Source organism: Fusibacter sp. A1, from assembly GCF_004125825.1.
Taxonomy (GTDB): Bacteria; Bacillota; Clostridia; order Peptostreptococcales; family Acidaminobacteraceae; genus QQWI01.
The window spans coordinates 371047-392671 of record NZ_QQWI01000002.1 but is presented as its reverse complement, the minus strand read 5'-3'; the positions used below and the strand labels follow the sequence as shown (position 1 = coordinate 392671).

Below are 21625 nucleotides of genomic sequence, written 5' to 3'. Positions count from 1 at the left end.
CTAGCACAAGGCTAGCTACTACGCGAGGTTGTGGTTGGGTAAAGTTGTTTATTGCCAGTTTTATCCTCTCATAATGCTTGGGGTTTTTCAATAGACATAATAAAAACTACGCGCCGAGTACGCGTAGTTTTTGTTAGTTGATGGCAAGTGTGTTGTCTTTTACTGTGATTGTAGCTGTTTCACCGGTTTGCAGGGTTCCTGATAAAATGGCTTTTGCTAGTAGTGTTTCGATTGTTTTTTGTAGGTATCTTTTGAGCGGTCTTGCACCAAAGTGTATGTCATAGGCTTCTTTTAAGATATGCTCTTTGGCCTTGTCGGTCACATCCAGTGTCAGTTCCTGGTCTGATAGGCGCTCCTGAATTTCTGCGATCAAGAGGTCGATGATTTTGATGGTCACCTGATGTCCAAGCGGTTTGAAGACTACGACTTCATCCAGTCTGTTCAAGAATTCAGGTTTAAAGTGGGTTTTGAGCTCCCTGTTTACGGCATCCAGAGCGGACTGTTCGATTTGCGCCTGGTCGTTCATTCCGTTTAAGAGGTACTCGGCACCTAGGTTTGAGGTCATAATGATGATGGTGTTCTTAAAATCCACAGTCCTTCCCTGTGCGTCTGTGACCCGGCCGTCGTCGAGTATCTGAAGCATCACGTTAAAGACATCGGCATGGGCTTTTTCGACCTCGTCGAACAGGATCACTGAATAGGGCTGGCGACGTACGACTTCTGTCAACTGTCCGCCTTCCTCATAGCCCACGTATCCCGGAGGCGCTCCGATAAGCCTAGATACCGTATGCCGTTCCATGTATTCGCTCATGTCGATTCTGATCAGGTTGTGCACCGTATCGAACAAAGCTTTTGACAGCTGTTTGGCAAGCTCTGTCTTACCGACGCCTGTCGGACCTAAAAACAGGAAGGAACCGATGGGTTTGCTTGGGTCCTTGATGCCAGCCCTAGAACGGAGGATGGCGTCCGATACCTTTTGAACCGCTTCTTCCTGGCCGATGACATGTTCATTCAGCTCTCCTTCAAGGTGCAGGAGTTTTTCTCTTTCGCCTTCAACGAGTTTTTCGAGCGGAATGCCCGTCCATCTGGATACGATGCCCGCGATTTCGTCTGCTGTGACCGTTTCTCTGATCATATGGTGGGCCTTTTTCTCTACGTTTTCTAGTGCGTCTAGCGCCTTTTGCACTTGGGGCAGCTTACCGTATTTTAATTCTGCGGCCTTATTCAGATCGTAAGCGCGCTCGGCTTTTTCTATTTCGTAGGTGATCTGGTCGAGTTCTTCCTTAAGCTTTGTGACCTGGTCCACCGAGGACTTTTCGTTTTTCCAAAGGGCCGACTTGGCGTCAAAGGCCGCTTTGAGGTTCGCGAGGTCTTCAGAAATCACTCTTTTACGTTTGACGCTCGCTTCGTCCCTTTCCTTGTCGAGTGCTGCCAGTTCTATCTCAAGGGTCATCATCTTACGGGACATCTCGTCGAGTTCGATTGGCATGGACTCGATTTCTGTCTTGATCAGCGCGCAGGCCTCATCCACAAGGTCGATGGCCTTGTCGGGTAAAAACCTGTCGGTGATATAGCGGTCGCTAAGTACAGACGCCTGAATCAGCGCATGGTCGTTGATTCTCACCCCGTGATAGAGCTCGTAGCGCTCTTTTAAACCGCGTAGTATGGTGATTGTGCTTTCTACAGTCGGTTCTGCTACAATTACAGGCTGGAAGCGTCTTTCGAGGGCAGTGTCCTTTTCGATGTGTTTCTTATATTCCATCAGGGTGGTGGCACCGATACAGTTTAGTTCTCCACGCGCGAGCAGCGGTTTTAGCATGTTGCCCGCATCCAGCGCGCCTTCCGTTTTACCGGTCCCAACAACAGTGTGCAGCTCGTCGATAAAGAGAATGATTTTTCCTTCACTGGATTTGATCTCATCTAGTACCGCCTTAAGCCTTTCTTCAAATTCGCCTCTAAACTTAGCGCCTGCAACAAGGGACCCCATGTCGAGCGAGAAGATGGTCTTGTCTTTTAAGCTTTCTGGCACGTCGCCTTTGACAATCCTAATGGCCAATCCTTCTGCAATCGCGGTTTTACCGACACCTGGCTCGCCGATAAGCACCGGGTTGTTTTTTGTTTTTCTCGACAGGATACGGATCGTCCTTCGGATTTCTTCATCTCGTCCGATGACTGGGTCGAGCTTGTTCTGTCTTGCCCTGTCCACAAGGTCTGTGCCGTATTTTTCAAGCGCCTTGTAGGTCTTTTCAGGATCGTCAGATAGTACGCGCTTGTTGCCTCGTATCGCCTTAAGCGCCTCTAACACTGCTTGCTCTGACAGATTATAGGTCTTGAACAGATGCTGAAGGGCCATGCCCGACTTTTGAATCATGGCAATCAAAAGGTGCTCCACGCTGACAAACTCGTCGTGAATGCGCTTTGCTATTTTTTCAGCGCTTGTCAGTGTCTGGCTGGCTTCTGTGGATAGGTAGATGGAACTCGCGCCGGATACTTTGGGTTTTTTCTGTAGAAGGCTCTCCACTTCCCTTTCCATGTTTTTCGCGTTTTCAGAAATGGACTGAACGATCGACTGTACCAGACTGTTGTCCAGCTGAAGCATCGCAAGAAGAATATGTTCATTATCGATCGCCTGATTGCCGTATTCGGATGCGAGCTGACTCGCCCCATTGATTGAAGCGATTGTATTTTTGGTCATTTTTTCTTGATTCATAACCTCACCTCTTTCACGTTTTAGCACTCTGGTTGTTAGACTGCTAATTTCTACTTTCAATATACTCCTATTTTGTTAAAAATCAATGGCTTATAAATGATGTTCAAAAAAAATTTACAAATTGCTGATATCATCTAACATGGCTGGTTCTTTTTTAGTTTTTATGCTATGATTAACCTGTTTTTCAGCGTACCAGCCTGTAAACGAGACAAAATTCATTACAAAACGGAGGCAATTATGGATAGCAGCATGTTTATCAAATCAATTAAAATTGACGATATGGGAAGAATAGTAGTATCTGTTCAGGACCAATTAGCGACCTTCTTAAAAGAGGACAATACAAAGCAAATGCTTAAAGAAGCTGCAAGGAAAGCCCTTGGTGACGATTACGTAAGGCTTGAAGTCTCACCTACGACTTTCAGGGTGACCGTCAAGGAAGGCAGTTCAGAAAAAGCGAAGGAACTTATCGAAAAAGAAATCGCCACTCAAATCGAAATGGCCTTAAGCTTTATGAGCCAGTTCGGCAATCAGGAAGACTAGTTAAAATTGAATAGAACAAAAGCCCCGCTTGTTAAGGTATGAACTCATCACCTTTACAGCAGGGCTTTTTTATGTTTTACTCAGAAAAACTGTAAGAAGGGTAGCGCGATAAAGAACACCAGTACCTGGAAAATGACGTCGACCACCGGTACAAGTCCTAGCCCGAAGGACGACGCGTTTATGATGAGCACCACCTTAAACAGCGATTTATCCCCGCTTGGCTGACACCACTTCTTGTACATTAAGTATTCCGCCCATACCACACCCATTTCAAGGATGATCAGTGTGATGAGCCACGACAGGCTATGCGTGCCCACAGGCATCAGGTACATGACCGTGCAAAGACTCGCATGGGTGATCAGGTTGATCAAGGCAAAACGCCAAAACTTAAGGCGTTTAAGAATTTCCTGCTTCTTGTTGATAAGATTCAGGAGGATTCCTTCTACGATCAGGGTCAAAATCAGTTTTCCTACCGAACTGAGTAAATAACCGAAGAGCATCCTTTTTTCCATGATGCTCCCTACGTCTGTCTGGTCGTAGGTAAGGTCCACACCTGTAAAGTCCAAGTTCATACGGCTCCAGAACTCCTTTCTTGTTACAAGTTCAGTTACAAGAAGGACTTCTTTATCTACAAGAACAGCGATTTTAAATTCCGTAGGCAACCTATAGCCTAAGTTGAATACCTGCTTACCCGAGATAAGATCCGGGTGGATGCTTCCCCTGATATAAAAATCGCTTCCCTTAAGCTGGGCAGGCTGAAATCCGTCTTCGTCCTTATAATCTATGAGTTTGGCATAGTCGGTCTTTTCACTTACAGTCGCCTCGTAGGTTTCATACCTACCAGCGGAATCCACCAATAAATCCAGTACTATCTCATGGCCTTCGAGGCCTTTTACGACAATCTGCAGGTTAGGTTTTGGCCCCGCATCGGCAAAGGAAACAGTGATTGTTAACAGAAGTATCAAAAGAATAGCGAACTTGTTTTTCTTCATCTCATGTCCTCGACTGTTCATAAAAAGTGCTAGTCATTCGGATTGTTCACGACACCCATAAATAGGTTTGTTCCTGTGATGCTGTCTTGAATGACAATCATATAAGGATGATCACAGTTGAAATCTATCGGCGTTTCTGGTTCTGCCGGTCCGCTGGTTAGCTCTATCTCCATTACGGTTACGGCTGCCGCTTCAGTGCCGTGTTCATCTACTTTTATCCGCGCGTTCTGGTAGACCTTGCTCACTACGACTTGCTTGTCGCTTGCGAGCATGTTCGACAGGTCGGCGGCGCTTTCATCAAAGACCGAGATGACGCCCAGATTCATCAGTAGTGTCTTAAGGTCATTCTTCGCTTCAAAATCGATTTTTGGCATGCTTACATTCAGTCTTTGATGATGGTAGTCTATATTTTGATTTGATGTGATCGCCTCTAGCACCATGCTATCTGTCATCATGTCTGCGACTTCACCTTTTGGTAGGAAGACAAGCATGCGTGCGCCGTAGTAGTCAAGCACCGCCACCTGGGCGGTTTTTGTCTCAAAATAGGGTGCAGTCAAGCTCTTATGCATCATGTCCACGGTTTCTGTGTGTGCATCAGACACCTGAAAATCCTCTTTTGTAGTAAGCTCTTCAGAAAAGCTATCGGTCCACTGTCCTTTAAAATAAAGGGTGTTGATCAGCGCAGCTACAGTCTCTTTAGAAAACTCCTTAAAAGTGTCTTTAAGCAGTCCGTTCGTACGTTCTTCGACCCACTGGTTCATTCTATCGACGGTTTTTTTGCTTTTAAAGTTCACACTAAAAAACTGGGCGTCGTAATACTTACCAAGCACATCGACATAATCTTCTTTTGCCTTTAAGTCGGGCCTTACCCACAAGGAATTAGCATTTTCTATCGTTGCATAGTCTCTGTTTTCATCGCTTTGCTCATCGATAGCGCCGTAGATATTCATCAGTTCATTAAAGCTTGGGTTCAGCACATCGACCTCAACCCCGAGCGCATCGATTATTTCGTCGCGCGTCGCTCCATTTGCTCCGTTTTCAAGCATAGCCATCGCAATCGCCGCGCTCAGTGGCGAAAGCAAGTGGTTCTTTTCAGGATTTTCCTGATAGATCTGATCGAACAGATCAATCCCAAAAACATTGACATCGGTCACAAGCCTTTGTGCGTCTGTCGACACCTCATGGTCGTCAAGGTCGATATTGACCAGCTTGAAGGATTCCTTGGATTTTATCAAGTCCATGTCAAGCACCGAGCAACCAACACCCAAAAGTGCGAGGCTCAGTATAAAAAACAAACCTGCTTTCCTCATAAACTCTTCCTCTCTTAGCGTCAAATCGTGCCAGTCACGATTTGACATGTTCATTTGGTGACTGGCACGATTTGAACCCTATTATTTTGGCAGTATGCATAGGATATGCCAGTTCATCTCTTCTATTGTTGTGATGAAGACAGTGTTTTTCTTCCCCTCAAAGTTGGACTTGATGATCTGGCTTTGATTGTCCTTACTGGCCTCCATCAGTTCTGGCACGTGTAACGGCATTCCTATAAGGTCATCTGACGGGTGCATTACTATAGTTCCTTCTTGGTCGACAACCATCAGGTAATCGGATTCAAAGAAGTTGACCGTTTCTAGGTTTGACAAAAGTGAGGATACATTTAAGTCGTAGCCCATGACACCTTTCAGTTGAGATTGATTGGAATCTGTGTAAACCGGTACTGCAAGAGTACAAATAATATTACTACTGGATGCATCAAAGTAAATTGGAGCCCAGATCGATCGCTTTTGCTCTGCTGCGGTTTTATACCATGGTCTCGATGTTGGGTCATAACCATCTGGGAGCTCCTCAACAGGCTCCATTACAAAGGACTTATCTTCATAACCTATGTACGCATACTGTATATCCGCTTGTTTTTTTATTGACATATCGAGCTGTTCATGGATTAGACTGTTTTCACCTTCCGCCTCATATTCAAGCAGGCTTAGTCTGCTTGCCAGCTGATTGGCTTCGAGATCAATTTCTTTGAACTGGTCGGATACCGATGCCGCAATCTGCTCGAGTTCTGATAAGGTTTCGCTGTAGACCTGCTCTTGTTGTATGTTATTTTGATAGAAAAAGAAGCTGAGTAGTCCTGATACCAAAAACATAAGTGAAATCAAAAGTGCAATGATGCCCACCACTGACTTTGAACTCATGCTTGATCTCTTTTTATTTGCCGTTTTCACTTCTTCTTTGACAGGTTCTATCGTTGTGATTGAAAATCTTTTTTGACAATAGACGCAGAATGATCCTTTGCCGTCAGTTGTGTTTTCGGTAAGCGGGTTCCCGCACTGAGGGCAGTAGTTGTACTTCATTTTATAGCTCCTTTGTCGTATCAAGGCTATCGAACTTCTTTGATAGTATTTTTTTGATTCTACTGATCTGGCCGTACATTTTAAACTGTTTGATCAGCAGTACTAGCATAATTGATAAAAAGACCAGTAGGATTGCCGTATTGATAAACTGAAATATGAAGGTGCCGTTAAGTTCTATTAATCCGAATTGCATGATCTTCTCCTTTTTTGAGTATGCTAGGATATGCCCGTTCGTTTCTTGTTTCATTTGGTGACTGGCACGATTTGAACCTTTTTCTATTTTACCAAATAATTACTTTGAATAGATGTATTTAAGGTAATTGTAATATGGACGCTTTTTTTGTCATTGTGGTAAAGCTGAGCGAGTACTAGGTGTTTAGGTACAAAAAAGACAAAGTCGATTAAGGGACTTTGTCAATTTTGAATTTGATCAATCGCGCGGCGTCTTTTGGCTTTGATGACCAGGAAGATCATTCCTAAAAGGCAGAGCCACTGGTACATGGATAGTCCCCAGAAGGCCTCGTTGATTTCTCGTATGTATTCTTCTAAGAATCTGATAAGGAAATAGGCGATAAAATAACTGCTCAACAGCTCTCCACCATCTCGTTTTCGAAGAGGATGGTTCCATAGCAGTAAAAACATGATCAGGTGGAAGGCTACTTCATATAGCTGGGTCGGATGCCTCAGCACATGGTCGCCAAAGTCGATTCCAAAAGCTGAGTGTGTCGCGATCCCCACACAGCAGCCCTGAAAAAAGCAGCCGATTCTGCCGACAGCCATGCCAAACGCCACTGCAGGTGCCAGCTGGTTTCCGAAACGTGTTTTGAGGTTCATCCTTCTTTTTACAAGAATTACTGCAAGCAAACCACCTATCATTCCGCCCAAGATGGTCCTTCCGCTCAACATGGCGATCAGCGGAGTATCGGACCTTATGATTTCACCCCAGTAATAGATCAGTATCGGAAGCTTTGCACCGATGGTGCCTCCTATAAGCGCTGCCGATGCGATAATCAGACTCTCGTCGCCTTTTCTTTCAGCCAGGCCGTCTTCTCGCTGCGCATTTGCCAGTTTGAGTACCACAGCACCGCAGACCAGCGCAAGGATGATAAAAAAGGTATAACTCGAAAGACTGAATCCGGCGATCTCAAAGGTGGGCATAAAGCCCTGTGGTGCCAGTAGGATATGCTTGTCCATCAGATACGCACCTTCTTTATGCTTTGACAGCAGGTTTCACTATAGAGGCATCCATAAAGCTTAAGTGCCGAACAGTGCCCTAAGGCGCTGATGATTTTTAAGATTGTTGTCAATACCAGTGCCATATAGCCAATTTTAGGTGATAATAGGAGCAAAGCGAGCGTGAATGTGGTCAAACCGGCTCCTAAGGCATGGGCGAACTTCATTCCATTTTTATCGAGCATCACATTTTTTTTCGTGATCCATCTGCCCAGTGTCAGTTCATAGCCCCTAACCATGGGCGATTTATCGACACCGACTTTAGATGCGATAAGTAACACAAGGCTGTCGAATGCGACCAAGGCAAGCCTAACAGGAAAAGGTACTATAAGCGCGATCAAAAGTAGCGCCGCCACTCCGTATTTGCAAAAGTTAAATCCGCCGGAGGAAATGCTCACGGGTTCAATTTGTCTCATTTCGACCTCCAGATCTTCATGACACGAGGAATAAACCGTCCAGTTCTGTTCATGTAGTCCTCGTATCCCTCTAATTTTAGCAGTTCATTCTCTTCAAGCTTAGCCCTGTGGGTCATCATCGGATAGAACACGATGACAAGTATCGCAAGTATCAGAAGGTTTCCATAGACCAGTCCGGCACCAGCCATCATAAGCATGATGCTCGCATAAAGCGGGTGTCTCACGAATTTGAAGACACCTCTTGTCTCTGCGGTGTGGTCTGCGTCTATCTTGATCATGTTGGACCAGCGCGATTTCAGTTTTAGCCTTCCAGTGAGGTTTACGATTAGCGCAAAGTAGATAAGGAACACACTCACCCACTGGATCAGCCGTGGAACCTCAACTACAAGCAAGCCCAGCTTACCTCTTGCCCCTAGGACAAACGCCACATATTGCATGAGGGCAACGCCGTACATCGAAAAGGTATCGACCCAGGTTTTCTTATAGGTGCTTACTTTCCTCTTTTTGTCCTCTGTTAAGAAATTGATCAGTATGGCAGCCGTCAGGCACGTGATCGCAACAGGGACACTGGTGTAGATGATCAGATCCTTGTTACCAAAAGCGGTCATTCCCATCACACGCCTCCCATCTGTTTACTTCGGTGGAACATATTGAACGCAGAAAACGGCATTCGTCTAAGAGCTGGTGTGATGATATGCACGCAGTCCTTTTGGACCGATTTGATGTCAAAGTTCGCCCTGTCTACAAAGGATGTCACCGTCATTCTAAAGGTCTCTTGGTTTACAAAGTTCCGTTTTTCTTCAAGGCTCGCCTTTAGGACCTTTTTAGGCAGCAGCTTTTTGAATTTAGGCAGCGACTTCATACAGTCACAGATCGCATCCGTACCGATCGATTCGATGTCTTCTAGGTGGAAGTTCAAGGAATTTGGGATCACTGGGCTCAACTTGTCGATACTGATTTTACTGGAGATGGGAGTGAACACGCCCTTGTTTTTTAGCATGAAGTTTACAGCGATCCTTTCCACATTGCACGGTAGAGGGACGAAATCATTTTTTCGTATGAGCCCGTTCGTCTGCTGCTCAATCATCGATAGCACCCCTGTGAGGGTCACCCTATCACGCGGTGGGGGATTTTCAATTTGGTAGAAGGCTTCGGGCTGAAAATTGATTCCACGCACCATCGGTCTGTTCATCGCCCATTGTATGATACTGCCAAGCTGCTTGTCCGTTCCGTCTTTTGATACGGTCACTACTAAAGTGATCGGTATGTTTTCCTTTTCCAGGAGCTCGCAGACTTCGATCTTCTTGTCGAGCACATTTTGGTCTCTTAAGCCGGTATGGACGGCATGATCAAGTCCATCCCACTGAAGGTAGACTTCAAACCCTTTCTCAAAACGTTTCATGGCTGCAAGGATATCCGGCCGTTCGACTAGCAAAAGTCCGTTGGTATTTAACATCACATAGCCGAAATCCTTGCTTCTCGCTAGGTCAAGAACCTCTACAATCTGAGGATGACACGTCGGTTCTCCACCGCTAATCTGTAGAATCTCGGCCTTACCGTTTTCGGCACGGATGTAAAAATCCATCATGCTTTCAATTTCTGCTAAGGAAAGGTCCGCCTTTGACGAACCATCTGACGCATAGCACATCGGACATTTCATATTGCACCGCTGAGTGACCTCAATAAGACCTATGCAGGTGTGCTGGTCGTGACTCTCACATAACCCACAGTCGAAAGGACAACCGTCTTTATAGCCTGTCTGCACGGTCGAGGGCGTGCCGGGCTTGTCATAATCGACTCTTTTCAGGTAATAAGAAGCGTCTTCTTCCATCAGGCACTTCTGAACCCCATGTTCCAAACATTCCTTCACGCAAAATATTTTATTATCATCAATGACAATTTTGGCATCAAGTAGGCTGTCGCAGTGCTGACAGACGCTTTTAGTAAAACTGTGATAGGTGCTTTTATCCATCAGACAACCTCAACTATATCGCAGTGACAAAGAAGGCGAAACAAGAACCAACCGCCACCAGCACGGTGACAAATAGCGCGATAAGGCCAATGCCGACCGCACGAAGGTGCATTCTCATTTTAAGTTTCCTCTCAAGCTCACTGTCGATTTCCTGTGCAGGACCATGACTTACTTTTTCCTTTTCAACTTCTGACTTGTACTTCTTATAACTGATCGCATATCCTATGGCTAACGCCGGTATGATGAAAATCAATAAATACATAATAGACCCCCTTATTTTATAATTCCTATTTTCACTAGTTTTATTGTACTAACTTTTCAGATAATCGTCTTAAGTTTAAGTTATTTGTAATAAAAAGAACCTCCTGTGGGCAAACAGGAGGTTCATGAGAAATTGTCGATTCTTGCCCAATTTGTAAAGCCATATCAGTATTCGTCGAAATCAAAATGCAGAATAATTTCATCTAACAGATGGACAGTTTCGACAGGAGCATGGTACATCAGATTTTTTAGTAAGGCCATGGTGGTATTCGAAGTTTCAAGTATGTGTAAAAACGTCTCGTCATTAATCGGTTCTTTTGTATACACCTGTTTGTTGAGCAAATCAAGTGCACTTCTTATTTTCCTACTGTTATATGTCAGCATTGTGTCTCCAAGATTAGTCTATGTCAGATCCCAGATATCATCATCTCGATCCTCTAGCGTGTTGCTGTCAAGCAGTGTCAGGTCCCAAATGTCATCCTCCCTGTCAAAGGTCGTAACGTTTGGAATCAGCAGCGCTAGTGATAGAATCACTATTGATATAAGCCTAGAAAATTTCATTTTCATCAACTCCGCTCACCTCTTTTCTTAATTTATTATATAATGGATACACAGACAAAAATCGCGATTGTAATCGCGATTTTAACGAAAGAGGTTTCTATGAATTATTTTGACTATGTCAGTTTCGGCCAGGCCATAAAAAAAATACGGGTGGAGCTTGGTATTAGAAAGTCCGATATCAAGGAGCTTCTCAACATTCATCCGGATACCCTTCGCAAAATCGAGCTAGGTATCACCAATGCTAAGCTAGTCACGTTGGAGCAACTGTCGGAGCTTTACAAAATCGATTTATCCGAACTTCTTCTGGATTACCGATTGAATCAGAATCGGCTCATCAAGAAACTCATCCATCAGATGGACGAGCTCATTCGACTTGGAAAACACAAGCATCTGAGCACGCTGATCGATTCGATCGGGACACATGCCGACTCCGTAAAGGATGTCATCGATCCTCAGGCCAAAGTAAGACTTGATCAGTTGCAGCTTTTCATTGAAGCGAACCTGCTTTATGAGAGCAAAGAAATCAAACTCTTGGATGAGGCCAAAGGGAAAGCCGTCTTTGCCTTAAAGCTATCCATCCCCAAGTTCAATGTGTTGACGATTGAGCATTACAATTATACTTTCATGGAATATCGATTATTGATGTTGATCGGGATCATCTTGTCCCATACCAAAGAATATGACCGCAGCGCGCTTATCTTCGATCATTTGACCTCTAGGCTGAATGGGGAGGTACTTGACCATAACGAAATCAAGTTGCTGGCTAAGCTTTACTTCAACGCTTCCTACAATGCCTACAGGAGCGAAGATGATGCAAGGTCTCTGAACTACGCGGATCTAGGTATCGGGCTATGCCTTAAGTTTAATGTTTACGACAGCTACCCACACTTACTGCTGCGAAAATGCGTCGCTCAGGCCTATTTGAAGGATCTCACTTTTACCGACACGCGGGAACACTGTTATCAGTTTCTTGCGTCAACCTGCCAAACTCAGCAGCTTGAACAGTTTAAGAAGGTGCTTGAGCGATTGTCTCTAAAAATCTCCACTTAAAAAGCACCTTTTCATATGAAAAGGTGCTTTACTATTCTTGGTCCTTCATTGCCTTAAATGCTTTCTTGGTACGGTACATTTCCTTATCCGCACGTTTCATCAGATCACCACTGGATTCGCTACCGTCGTACATCGCGACACCGTCGCTGAAGGTCCAGTCCATCTGGTATTTCTGTTGTCCCATTTTTAGGAATAGGTCACTTGCCTTTTTTATGATCCTAGTCACATGAAGTACTGCGCAATGCGGCAAAATGATCAGGAACTCATCTCCGCCGATCCGTCCGATATAGTCCGTTTCTCTAATCGATTTCAATACGGCTTGCGTGGCGCATATGATCATTTCATCACCGACCGCATGTCCAAGATTGTCGTTCACAGATTTCAGATTGTTGACATCGATGTAGATGATCGCAAGGTCATAGTCATATCTTCTCGCATTTGCCGTCTCGCGTGACAGTATTCTTTCTGTGTCATGTCGGTTGCTGACTCCGGTTAGCCTATCGGTTAAGGCCATCCTTTCGATTTCATTTCGATACTCCTTGTTTTTTTCTTGCTGCGATCCAAGCAGCAAGGCGGCTATGATAATCAGCGCCTCGATGAAAAACAAGAAAATCATATTCGAAACAATCAGTCCGACATCCGATTCGGACCATGTATTCGAAGGTATCTGCATGATGAACTTGAATGACCTGTCGCTTGAATTAAGTTTTTCAGAATCGATCATTTGACTACTCGACAAGAAAAACCTACCGTCTTCGGTTCTGATCGTTCGCCGATTCTCACTCAACGCTTCCCAGACCTCGGGAAAGTCGTTTTGTATCGTCACATCCTTTTTATCCTCAAACATAAATCCAAACGTTTTAGTCGGGTCCGGGTGATTGATATAATACCCGTTTTCATCGGTCATGTAGAATAGTTCATCAGGATGGAGCATTGACGCCTGCAGTTCATCGATCAGCTGCTGTCCCATGACATTTATGATGATGATCCCATAAAACTCCTGATTGTCCCCATAAAGCGGCATCGACAGACGAACCATCGGATTGTAGGGCACTTCAATCTCGCCGTGCTCGATGTTCAAATCGAACGGACTGAGAAAGATTTCATGCGGACCTAGCGCTTTTGTCTCTGTGAAGTAGTAGCGGTCACCCTTGTACTGAAGCTCGTCACCCGTAACCACCTTTAAGGATCCTTCCTTCGATCGGTCTACCCTTACCACTTCCATTCCAAGGGCATCAAGTAGACGCATCTGATTGTAGTTTTTAGCATTCCTACTGATCGATAAGAAAATGTCTGACAGTACCTCATCCATTGTTTCAGGACTCTCCTTAAGGAGAATTTTGACACTTTCGCTGTCGCTGAATCCTAATAGGATATTTGAAGCATCACGAACATACTCGTGAACGATCCTCTCTAAATGATCCAGTTCATCGAGTTCCACACTTAGCTGCTGCTGTCTGTTTTGCTGATAATTATAAATAAAAAAGCTTCCCCATATGATGACCATGATACTCGATGCGAGCGCTGACTGAATGAGTCCAAGTTTTGTGATTCTGAAATTTTCCTTGTTGAGGTAGTGTCTGATTCTTTTCATGTGCTCACCCGCCTCCCTCATGATAGTCTTATCATTGATTTTACCCCATCATGACTGTCTTCTATCAATTATCTGATGCATGGATTCATCGGTTACAAGATTTTAGCTTCTTTTACTTATACATTTGAATATTCCAGGTTTTAAATCCTAATTTTTCATAAAAGTTCATCGTCTTTTTAATGTCCTTAGTCGACGAGAATAAAAGAGACCTTTCTATCCCGTGATCTTTGGCGGTTTGCAAAAGTTTTTTCACAAGCTGGCTCCCTGCACCTGTTCCCCTGTGGGTCGGTGCGACATAAACATCTTCGATTTCCAGGTAATGCTCCCCATCTTCAAAAATATTCATATCCCGTGCCTTTTCGATATTCGCATAGGCGAAAGCGATTATGATCCCGTTCTGCTCTGCTATATAAAAGTAATCCCCAAGTTTTTGCTGCAGGTACGAATGGTCCGCGGCTGTGAAGCCATAGGTGATTTCTTCCCCCTGCCACTCCTTTTGCAGTCGCAGCACCTGAGGTATCTCATTAAGGGTACATTTTCTTATACTGTATCTATTCATGGGGTCTGCTCCTGTCAAATCATATGAACATAATGTTCCTAGGCTAATTTTACTATAAAAATCAGCTCCAACCATACGATCAAGGAGCTGATTTGATTTTTTGAAAGACCAACAAGTAAGATGTCGCCAGGTCAAATCCGATCTGTTCTATTCTTTGTATCAATTGATTTCCTTTTCTTATATAATAGTCCGCATCTGAAAACTCCAAGGTCTTGTCTTGATACCTTCTTACCGACTCCTTCAGCGACACGAGCAGCTCCTCGGTTTCCTCCACGTTTTTTTCGACCTCTGACGAGTGCACGTTCATCAGCTGCCCATAAGTGTTGAAAAGGTCGTCAAGCTGAGTTCTTGAATAGGTGACTTTATGGGTGATTCCGTTAAACATATCAATTTGAGCCCAGTAATGATGAAGAAACATGTGTGTCTGCTGCTTTACCGACAGGTCGTCTGAGATCATTTCGTAGACCACAAGTGATCCTCCAGGCTTTAAGACGCGGATCATTTCTTCAACTACCCTCTCTGAGGATTCAAGATGGTGCAGTGAATTGCAGATGGCTACGATATCAAAGCTATTGTCCTGAAAAGACATCTTGTGGGCGTCCATGACATAAAACTCATAGGGCGGACTTGTATGAATCAGCTTCGCCGCTTCGATCGCCTCTTCTTTCACGTCTATCCCGATCAAGCTGGAAGGATGATCGATCACATTTGACAACTGCTCTAGAAAAGCTCCGGATCCAGTAGCGATATCAAGAATTTTTGGGCTTTTATAAGTAGATAGTACTGCGTATAATTGATCCATCTTATCTCCCTCTGTGACAATTTCCAGGTTCCCTTTATTATATTCTACTAAATAGATTTGAAAAAATCTAATATTCACGGAAAATAAAAATAAAACACCCGACAAATCGAATCTGCCGGGTGTTGATAATCAATTACTATTTGATGAGCGCTCCGCTCGGTGATGCGATGTTCAGGTAATCAAGTGTATGGGTATCGCAGTAGAACTTGAAGATTTCCTTAGACAATGCCTCGTCTTCGGTTCCTCTTTTGATTCTTACGATATCCTTCAAAAGTTGAGCTGACTGAAGATCTGTCCAATATCTTTGAAGCGCTCGACCGAATACCATGCTTTCTGGTTTAGTCGTATTGACATGGTATGTCCAGAATCTAAGTTGCTTGGCTTCTTCAAGCGTCAACTTGATACGGTATTTATCATGTGCGCCAACATATCCGTCTTCACATTGTCCGCCGATATGTCTTTCGTGAACGATGAAGACAGCAAAGATAAATCTTTCCTCATCCATGTCTGTCGGTCTTTGAGTGGATAGGATCGCCAAACTATGCGCATTGATTCCGCGTAGTGTCTTCGGCTTTCCTTTTCTCTCTCCACTTTGAACAACGCCTACGTAAGCACGCCATTTTTCAAGCATCTGGCTTTCGTAGCAAACAAAATTATCATCGTTCGACTTGATGTCCAAGGCCTCCTTAGAGATTTCACCGTCAAGGTATTTTCTGCATTTGCTGTCATCGCTCTTACACCAGATCTGCTTGGCAACTTTCACATTATGGTTCATCATTTCTTCAGAACAGATATCCGCAAACCCGACTGTGTTGCTCTCGATACCACCATCGCAGTAACTGCAGTGGAATGCGACATTTGTCTTATCCGACTTCTTCTTACTTGAGTTATTGGCGTTGTTTACAGCTCTTTCAAACTTTCTTCTACGAGCCTTTTCACGATTTGCTTCATCTTCTACAAGTTTTTTTGCAGTTTGTTCTCTATTATTCTCTTTTTTTATTTTTTCGATTTCAGGCCACAACTCTTGATTTTCCAACTTAATGAACGAACCGAGAGAATCTGGATACTCAAATTGCTTTTCTTCATTCAAACGTTCAAACCAAATGGTTAAGATATCCTCTTCATGACTTTTAATTACACCTTTTCCGAATACGGTGTGTTTTACTTTTTCGTTCGTTAAATTCATGTAGTTCCCTCCAAATAATTCAGAGGCGCGTTTAATGTCGGTTCAAAATGTCTGAGCAGGCACCTACTACTGAAACATCCTTTTATATATGTTAAATGATTATTGTTTTACATGAACTAAACTTGGAACTGACCTAAATTCGCACGTACAAATCACTTAAATTTAATTATACTATTTTTGTGCCATTAAGACAATGCTATAAATCATAATTAGTTCATCTGTCGTACTTTAAATCGTTCTTCTGATTGTCACGCTCGTCCGACTCCTGTATAATTACACTTATCAATTCGAGACAAGGAGAAACAGATGAAAGATAAATTTCTGATTGGAGAAATGGCCAAGCTCTTTAATATCAGTACCGATACGTTACGACACTATGACAGGATGGATATCCTAAAACCGGAAATCGATTCTCAAAACGACTATCGTTACTACAGTATCAGAAGCTTGTTTACTTTAAGCAGGATACTTTTCTTTAAGAACCTGGATATCTCACTTTCGGATATTCGAGGTTACATGAGGCAAAAAAACACGTTGAACCTGATGTCGCTTCTTAAAAAGAAGGATGAGGAGCTCGACGAAAAAATCCATAGGCTTCTTAACCTTAAGATGAAGATTCAAAATAAGCTAAGCCTTCTTGACAACGTCAAGGAGATGGACGGAAAGATACAAGTCCGGCATTTGAACGAACGATACGGTACATTTTTGACTATTGAGGACCTGTCAAACGAGGTAGAGATCAAAGAGGCTTTCAAGGAGGCCAGACAATTTATGAAGATCAGCTCGTGGCTGATCGAAGGTCAGATCTACACCTCGATCTCGCAGGAAACGATCGAGCAAGGCATTTTCAACAAGTATCGCTATTTTATCGAAGTGGTCATGCTTGAGAGCAGCTCGCTCGACGGACTGGTGGTCATGCCCGCATCGGATTACGCCTGCACGACCTTCATCGGCCCATATTCCGATATGTCAAAACACTACCAGACTTTGGTCGATTGGATAAACGAGAACGGCTACAAGGTCGCAGGAGATTCTATCGAAAAGAACATCGTAGACTACGATTTCGCGGACTCTGAAAACGAGTTCGTCACCGAAATACAAATTCCAATAGCAAAAAAATAAACAGCCCAAACCAGGCTGTTTTTTTATACTCTTTAATCTTCCAATCTCTAATCTCTAATCATCAATCTCTAATTCACAACTTCAGAAAACAAGCGGAAAATCTTATCTTTCCCAATCTTATCAGTCAATCCAGCCTTATCGAATGCAGCTTGAGGTTGCGCTTGGAGCTCTGTGACAATCAGTTTGATATGTTTGGACTTACAGGTTGAAATCATTCTCTTAAGCGCATGTATGGCAGTCGCATCGATTGTAGACACGTAACGCATACGGACGATCAGGGTGTCTGTCTTCTCTCCCATCTGGCTTAAGGCGTCTAAGAACTTATCTGCCGCTCCAAAGAAGAAGGGACCGTTGATTTCATAGATTTGAACGCCTTTTCTAGTTTTCAACTGATTCTGAACACTCTCGAAATCATATTCCGATGACGACTCTTCCGCGGCGTCGAGGGTATGGATATTGACATCGGTCATTTCAGACATGCGCTTCATAAACAGAAGCGAAGCGAGGACCATTCCGACCTCGATGGCTTTGACCAGGTCAAATAGGACTGTTATGAAGAAGGTGACCAACAAGACCAATATGTCGCTCTTCGGTGATGAAAACAAGGATTTAAACTCGCGCCAGTCGCTCATGTTGTAAGAAACGACAATCAGGATTGCGGCGAGTGCCGATAACGGGATCAGCCTAGCTAGAGGCATCAAGACCACCATCATCAACAGCAGCACCACGGCATGGACCATGCCGGCAACGGGTGTGCGTCCGCCATTGTTGACGTTTGCCACGGTTCTTGCAATAGCCCCAGTTGCAGGAATTCCACCAAAAATACTCGACGCCATGTTGGCGATACCTTGTGCGATCAGTTCGGTGTTCGAACGGTGTTTACCTGCAATCATCCCATCCGCCACTACAGCCGACAGTAACGATTCTATCGAACCTAAAAGTGCGATCGCCACAGCAGGAACGATAAGCTGCTGAACCCTTGCAAAAGATAAGTCCGGTAAGGACGGCTTAGGGAACGCAGAGGATAAGTCGGTGTATTTCTTTCCGATGGTCATGATGTCAAGATCGAAGACCACTGTGATGACCGAAGTGACGATTAAGGCGATAAGCGCGCCCGGAATCTGCTTGTTCACCTTTGGCCATAAGACGATGATAAGCAGTGCCAATACTCCTACCCCCAGCGTCGTCAAATCGACCGTGTCCATGTGTTCAAAATAGATCTTCCACTTTTCGATGAACTCAGCAGGCATTTGAACATCAATCTTAAGACCTAAGAAGTCTTTGATCTGCGAAGAAAAGATGGTCAGTGCGATTCCACTTGTAAATCCTGTGGTGATCGGATAAGGTATGAATTTGATAAGACCGCCAAGTTTAAACAGGCCCATCAATGTGATGAGGATTCCTGCCAAAAACGTGGCAGTGATCAGGCCGTCTATTCCAAAATTGACGACTATGCCATATACGATAACCATGAAGGCGCCTGTAGGTCCTCCGATCTGCACACGGCTTCCGCCTAAGAACGAAATGATAAATCCGGCGACAATCGCCGTATGCAGTCCTTTTTCCGGTGAAACACCCGATGCTATGGCAAGTGCGATAGACAGCGGTAGCGCTATGATCGCTACGATAACACCAGCGGTCAAATCTTTAAAAAACTGATTTAGGGTATACCCCTTTAAGGTTGAAAAGAATTTGGGTTTGAATATCGACATCTATGTCAGCTCACTTTCTTTTTTTGTCATATTGTTGCCAAATCGAATTATAGCACAATTTAGGGGCTGCCAATCCACAATTTGATTTTTTTTTTGATTTTATTGCGGTTCAACTTAAAAATGACTCAAAATGATTCATTATCAGCGTGTTCACTAGTAATACTTGGGTATGTATTATATAATTTTACTGTTAACGGCAATTAATAAAGGCAATTATTCAATAGGTGAATTATATGAAAAATTTCAAATACATAGTCATTGCAGTATTTTTGTTCGTACTTCTTTCAATCAACATCCTTTTGGCATCGCCCGCCGAGCATTCAGAAATCAATGTTGTGATGGATGATAACTACCCGCCCTTTGTCTTTTATGATTCGGACGGAATGCTTCGAGGCATTTTGATCGACGAATGGAGTCTTTTTGAAGACAAGACAGGCATCAAGGTCAACATCACCGCCATGAACTGGTCGCAAGCTCTTGAAGCCATGAACCGCGGTGAATACGATGTCATAGATACCATCTTCAAAAATACGGACCGTGAAAAAATCTATGCTTTCACAGAGCCTTACGAAGACATCGACGTGTCCATCTTTTTCCATAAAAATATTTCAGGCATCAATTCGGCCGAGTCGCTGAAAGGCTTTACTGTCGCTGCAAAGAAGGGCGACCAGGCTATCAACGTACTTGAAGACGCCGGTGTGGAAAATATCGAACTATACGACAGCTACGAAGCGATTATTGCCGCCGCTTCTGAAAATGAGGTGGTCATCTTTGCTGTGGATAACCCACCAGCACGCTACTTTCTATACAAATACGGCCTCCAAGATACATTCAACCATACCGAACCTCTGTACACAGGGCAGTTTCATAGGGCGGTTTTAAAAGAGAATAGCGCCTTGGTCTCTGTTATCGAAGACGGCTTTGACAAAATAACACCATTCGAAAGAGAGTCGATCCTCGAGCTGTGGTACGGAAAATCAACCCTGCTTGAAGACATCATGAGCAAATACCTTAAGACCGCAATATTGGCTACCCTTGTCGTTCTTATCTTCCTAGTGTTCTGGAACCTGCAGCTAAGGCTGGCGGTAAGGAAAAATACGACCGATTTGTCTACAGCCCTGCATCAACTCAAATACAACGAAAAGAAACTGCAGGCCATTATCGAATCCATGCCTGACTCTGTGATTTTGATCAACAGGCATGGCATTATCGTGGATTACCTGACACCCCATGGTACCGAATCGCTGGATATCCAATCTGATGAATACCTCCATCACCATATCAGCGAATTCTTAAGTGCCGGAATCGCCAAAAGTTTTGAAATCGCAATCGAACAGGCACTACTATGCGAGGAAGTCAGCCCCATCGAATACGAAGTGAACGGAAAAACAACAAAATACTTTGAATCAAGGTTTTCAAAACTGAATGATGAAGAAGTGATTTCTGTGGTGCGCGATATCACCGACAGGGTGAACTCTGAAAAGACCATTTTTGATTTAAGCATCACCGATACGCCGACATCGCTGTTCAATCGCAACTACTTTGAACTTCAGCTGACCAAAATGAGAAAGCAGCCCCTTGATGGCATCACCTTCATCATGGTGGATATCGACGGTCTGAAGCTTGTGAACGACACGATGGGCCACGATGCCGGCGACACCTACCTGAAGACGGTGGCAGATCTGCTCAAGCTTCAGTTCGAGCACGCCGAGTTTGTCGCACGTATCGGCGGTGACGAGTTCATCGTCGTGCTCAGGGGCTGGAAGGAGGAGGATGTTTTAACTGCAAAACTCGACATCCAGTCCCAGATCGAGCAGCTGAACAAGGAATCCAGAATGATTCCCTTTAGCATTTCACTAGGTTTCTGTACTCACGGTCCAGACTATCCAACCGTCGAGGACATGATCAAGTGCGCCGATGACTTTATGTACCGCGAGAAGCTTTTCCACCGCCAGAGTACAAAGAGTAGAAATATAGGCATCTTGAGCAAATTGCTTGAAGACCGTGATTTTGTCGCTCAGGGCCATATAGATAGAATGAGTGATCTTTTGATGAAGATGGCGACGATGATCAACTATCCCCAGGCCGAACTTTCAAATCTGGCTCTGTTCGCGCATTTCCACGATATAGGTAAAACAGGCATCAGTGATACTATTTTGTTTAAACCGGAAAAGTTGACCTTTAAAGAGTACTCCGAAATCAAGCGCCATACCGAAATCGGGTTTAGGATCGCCGAGTCATCCAGTGAGTTGATGCCTATCTCGGAATGGATCTATAAACATCATGAATGGTGGGATGGCAGCGGTTATCCCTTCGGACTCAGTGGAGAGTCTATCCCTCTGGCTTGTCGTCTTTTATCGATTATCGACGCCTATGACGCTATGACAGACGTTAGACCCTATCGAAAACCCATGTCGCCAGACGAAGCCATCAACGAGATAAAAGCCCATTCAGGCACCCAGTTCGATCCGCAGCTTGTGCTTGTGTTCCTAGAACTGATGAACAAGGAATTATCAGCTTGACCTAAAAAAGGGCTGTCACATAACGATTGATTAAATCGT

The 21625-nt window shown here is 44.1% G+C and carries 21 protein-coding genes; 4 read left to right on the top strand and 17 right to left on the bottom strand.

Features of this window, described 5'->3' with window-relative positions:
• Window positions 1-133 precede the first annotated feature (133 nt).
• On the bottom strand, window positions 134-2710 hold the full coding sequence (clpB, locus tag DWB64_RS03840; protein ID WP_129486871.1) for an ATP-dependent chaperone ClpB: 2577 nt from the start codon (window positions 2708-2710) through the stop codon (window positions 134-136).
• Window positions 2711-2947: 237 nt separating this feature from the next.
• Between clpB and DWB64_RS03835 the strand changes: the two genes are divergently transcribed.
• Window positions 2948-3250: a hypothetical protein gene (locus tag DWB64_RS03835; protein WP_129486870.1), complete on the top strand. Its 303-nt coding sequence runs from the start codon at window positions 2948-2950 to the stop codon at window positions 3248-3250.
• An 80-nt stretch (window positions 3251-3330) separates the two neighbouring features.
• Here DWB64_RS03835 and DWB64_RS03830 read toward each other — a convergent pair whose 3' ends face one another.
• The 11 genes from DWB64_RS03830 to DWB64_RS19195 form a co-directional block, all read right to left on the bottom strand.
• Window positions 3331-4242, bottom strand: a complete 912-nt coding sequence (locus DWB64_RS03830; protein WP_129486869.1) for a hypothetical protein — start codon at window positions 4240-4242, stop codon at window positions 3331-3333.
• 29 nt (window positions 4243-4271) lie between these two features.
• Window positions 4272-5552 carry a serpin family protein gene (locus tag DWB64_RS03825; protein ID WP_164980217.1) on the bottom strand — a complete coding sequence of 427 codons (1281 nt, stop codon included), beginning with the start codon at window positions 5550-5552 and terminating at the stop codon, window positions 4272-4274.
• An 81-nt stretch (window positions 5553-5633) separates the two neighbouring features.
• Window positions 5634-6596, bottom strand: coding sequence for a cache domain-containing protein (locus DWB64_RS03820; protein WP_129486867.1), 963 nt, complete (start codon window positions 6594-6596; stop codon window positions 5634-5636).
• 1 nt (window position 6597) lies between these two features.
• Window positions 6598-6789 (bottom strand): hypothetical protein, encoded by a 192-nt coding sequence (locus tag DWB64_RS03815; RefSeq protein ID WP_129486866.1) that lies wholly within the window; start codon window positions 6787-6789, stop codon window positions 6598-6600.
• 221 nt (window positions 6790-7010) lie between these two features.
• Window positions 7011-7790: a prolipoprotein diacylglyceryl transferase gene (locus tag DWB64_RS03810; RefSeq protein ID WP_129486865.1), complete on the bottom strand. Its 780-nt coding sequence runs from the start codon at window positions 7788-7790 to the stop codon at window positions 7011-7013.
• Complete coding sequence (locus DWB64_RS03805) at window positions 7790-8245, bottom strand: DUF4395 family protein (protein WP_129486864.1); 456 nt, start codon at window positions 8243-8245, stop codon at window positions 7790-7792. The genes DWB64_RS03810 and DWB64_RS03805 overlap by 1 nt, the downstream gene beginning before the upstream one ends.
• A complete protein-coding gene (locus tag DWB64_RS03800; protein ID WP_129486863.1) occupies window positions 8242-8859 on the bottom strand; it encodes an isoprenylcysteine carboxylmethyltransferase family protein in 618 nt (205 codons plus the stop codon). Before DWB64_RS03800 ends, DWB64_RS03805 begins: the two co-directional genes overlap by 4 nt.
• A complete protein-coding gene (locus tag DWB64_RS03795; RefSeq protein WP_129486862.1) occupies window positions 8859-10217 on the bottom strand; it encodes a radical SAM protein in 1359 nt (452 codons plus the stop codon). The genes DWB64_RS03800 and DWB64_RS03795 overlap by 1 nt, the downstream gene beginning before the upstream one ends.
• Before the next feature lie 13 nt (window positions 10218-10230).
• Complete coding sequence (locus DWB64_RS03790) at window positions 10231-10479, bottom strand: hypothetical protein (RefSeq protein WP_129486861.1); 249 nt, start codon at window positions 10477-10479, stop codon at window positions 10231-10233.
• A gap of 164 nt (window positions 10480-10643) precedes the next feature.
• Window positions 10644-10862, bottom strand: a complete 219-nt coding sequence (locus tag DWB64_RS03785; protein ID WP_129486860.1) for a hypothetical protein — start codon at window positions 10860-10862, stop codon at window positions 10644-10646.
• 18 nt (window positions 10863-10880) lie between these two features.
• Window positions 10881-11045, bottom strand: coding sequence for a hypothetical protein (locus tag DWB64_RS19195; protein ID WP_164980216.1), 165 nt, complete (start codon window positions 11043-11045; stop codon window positions 10881-10883).
• A 93-nt stretch (window positions 11046-11138) separates the two neighbouring features.
• Here DWB64_RS19195 and DWB64_RS03780 point away from each other — a divergent pair, with 93 nt between their 5' ends.
• Window positions 11139-12089, top strand: a complete 951-nt coding sequence (locus DWB64_RS03780) for a helix-turn-helix domain-containing protein (protein WP_164980215.1) — start codon at window positions 11139-11141, stop codon at window positions 12087-12089.
• 31 nt (window positions 12090-12120) lie between these two features.
• Here DWB64_RS03780 and DWB64_RS03775 read toward each other — a convergent pair whose 3' ends face one another.
• The 4 genes from DWB64_RS03775 to DWB64_RS03760 all read right to left on the bottom strand — a co-directional run bounded on the left by DWB64_RS03775 (window position 12121) and on the right by DWB64_RS03760 (window position 16230).
• On the bottom strand, window positions 12121-13683 hold the full coding sequence (locus DWB64_RS03775) for a diguanylate cyclase (protein ID WP_164980214.1): 1563 nt from the start codon (window positions 13681-13683) through the stop codon (window positions 12121-12123).
• A 112-nt stretch (window positions 13684-13795) separates the two neighbouring features.
• Window positions 13796-14242, bottom strand: coding sequence for a GNAT family N-acetyltransferase (locus DWB64_RS03770; protein WP_164980213.1), 447 nt, complete (start codon window positions 14240-14242; stop codon window positions 13796-13798).
• Window positions 14243-14321: 79 nt separating this feature from the next.
• Window positions 14322-15044, bottom strand: a complete 723-nt coding sequence (locus DWB64_RS03765) for a class I SAM-dependent methyltransferase (RefSeq protein WP_129486856.1) — start codon at window positions 15042-15044, stop codon at window positions 14322-14324.
• A 136-nt stretch (window positions 15045-15180) separates the two neighbouring features.
• Window positions 15181-16230 (bottom strand): hypothetical protein, encoded by a 1050-nt coding sequence (locus DWB64_RS03760; RefSeq protein WP_129486855.1) that lies wholly within the window; start codon window positions 16228-16230, stop codon window positions 15181-15183.
• Window positions 16231-16536: 306 nt separating this feature from the next.
• Here DWB64_RS03760 and DWB64_RS03755 point away from each other — a divergent pair, with 306 nt between their 5' ends.
• Window positions 16537-17352, top strand: a complete 816-nt coding sequence (locus tag DWB64_RS03755) for a GyrI-like domain-containing protein (RefSeq protein ID WP_129486854.1) — start codon at window positions 16537-16539, stop codon at window positions 17350-17352.
• A gap of 68 nt (window positions 17353-17420) precedes the next feature.
• Here DWB64_RS03755 and DWB64_RS03750 read toward each other — a convergent pair whose 3' ends face one another.
• Entirely contained in the window at window positions 17421-19064 is a 1644-nt protein-coding gene (locus tag DWB64_RS03750) for a SulP family inorganic anion transporter (RefSeq protein ID WP_129486853.1), read from the bottom strand.
• A gap of 233 nt (window positions 19065-19297) precedes the next feature.
• Between DWB64_RS03750 and DWB64_RS03745 the strand changes: the two genes are divergently transcribed.
• A complete protein-coding gene (locus DWB64_RS03745; protein ID WP_129486852.1) occupies window positions 19298-21586 on the top strand; it encodes an HD domain-containing phosphohydrolase in 2289 nt (762 codons plus the stop codon).
• The last annotated feature ends 39 nt before the right edge of the window (window positions 21587-21625 follow it).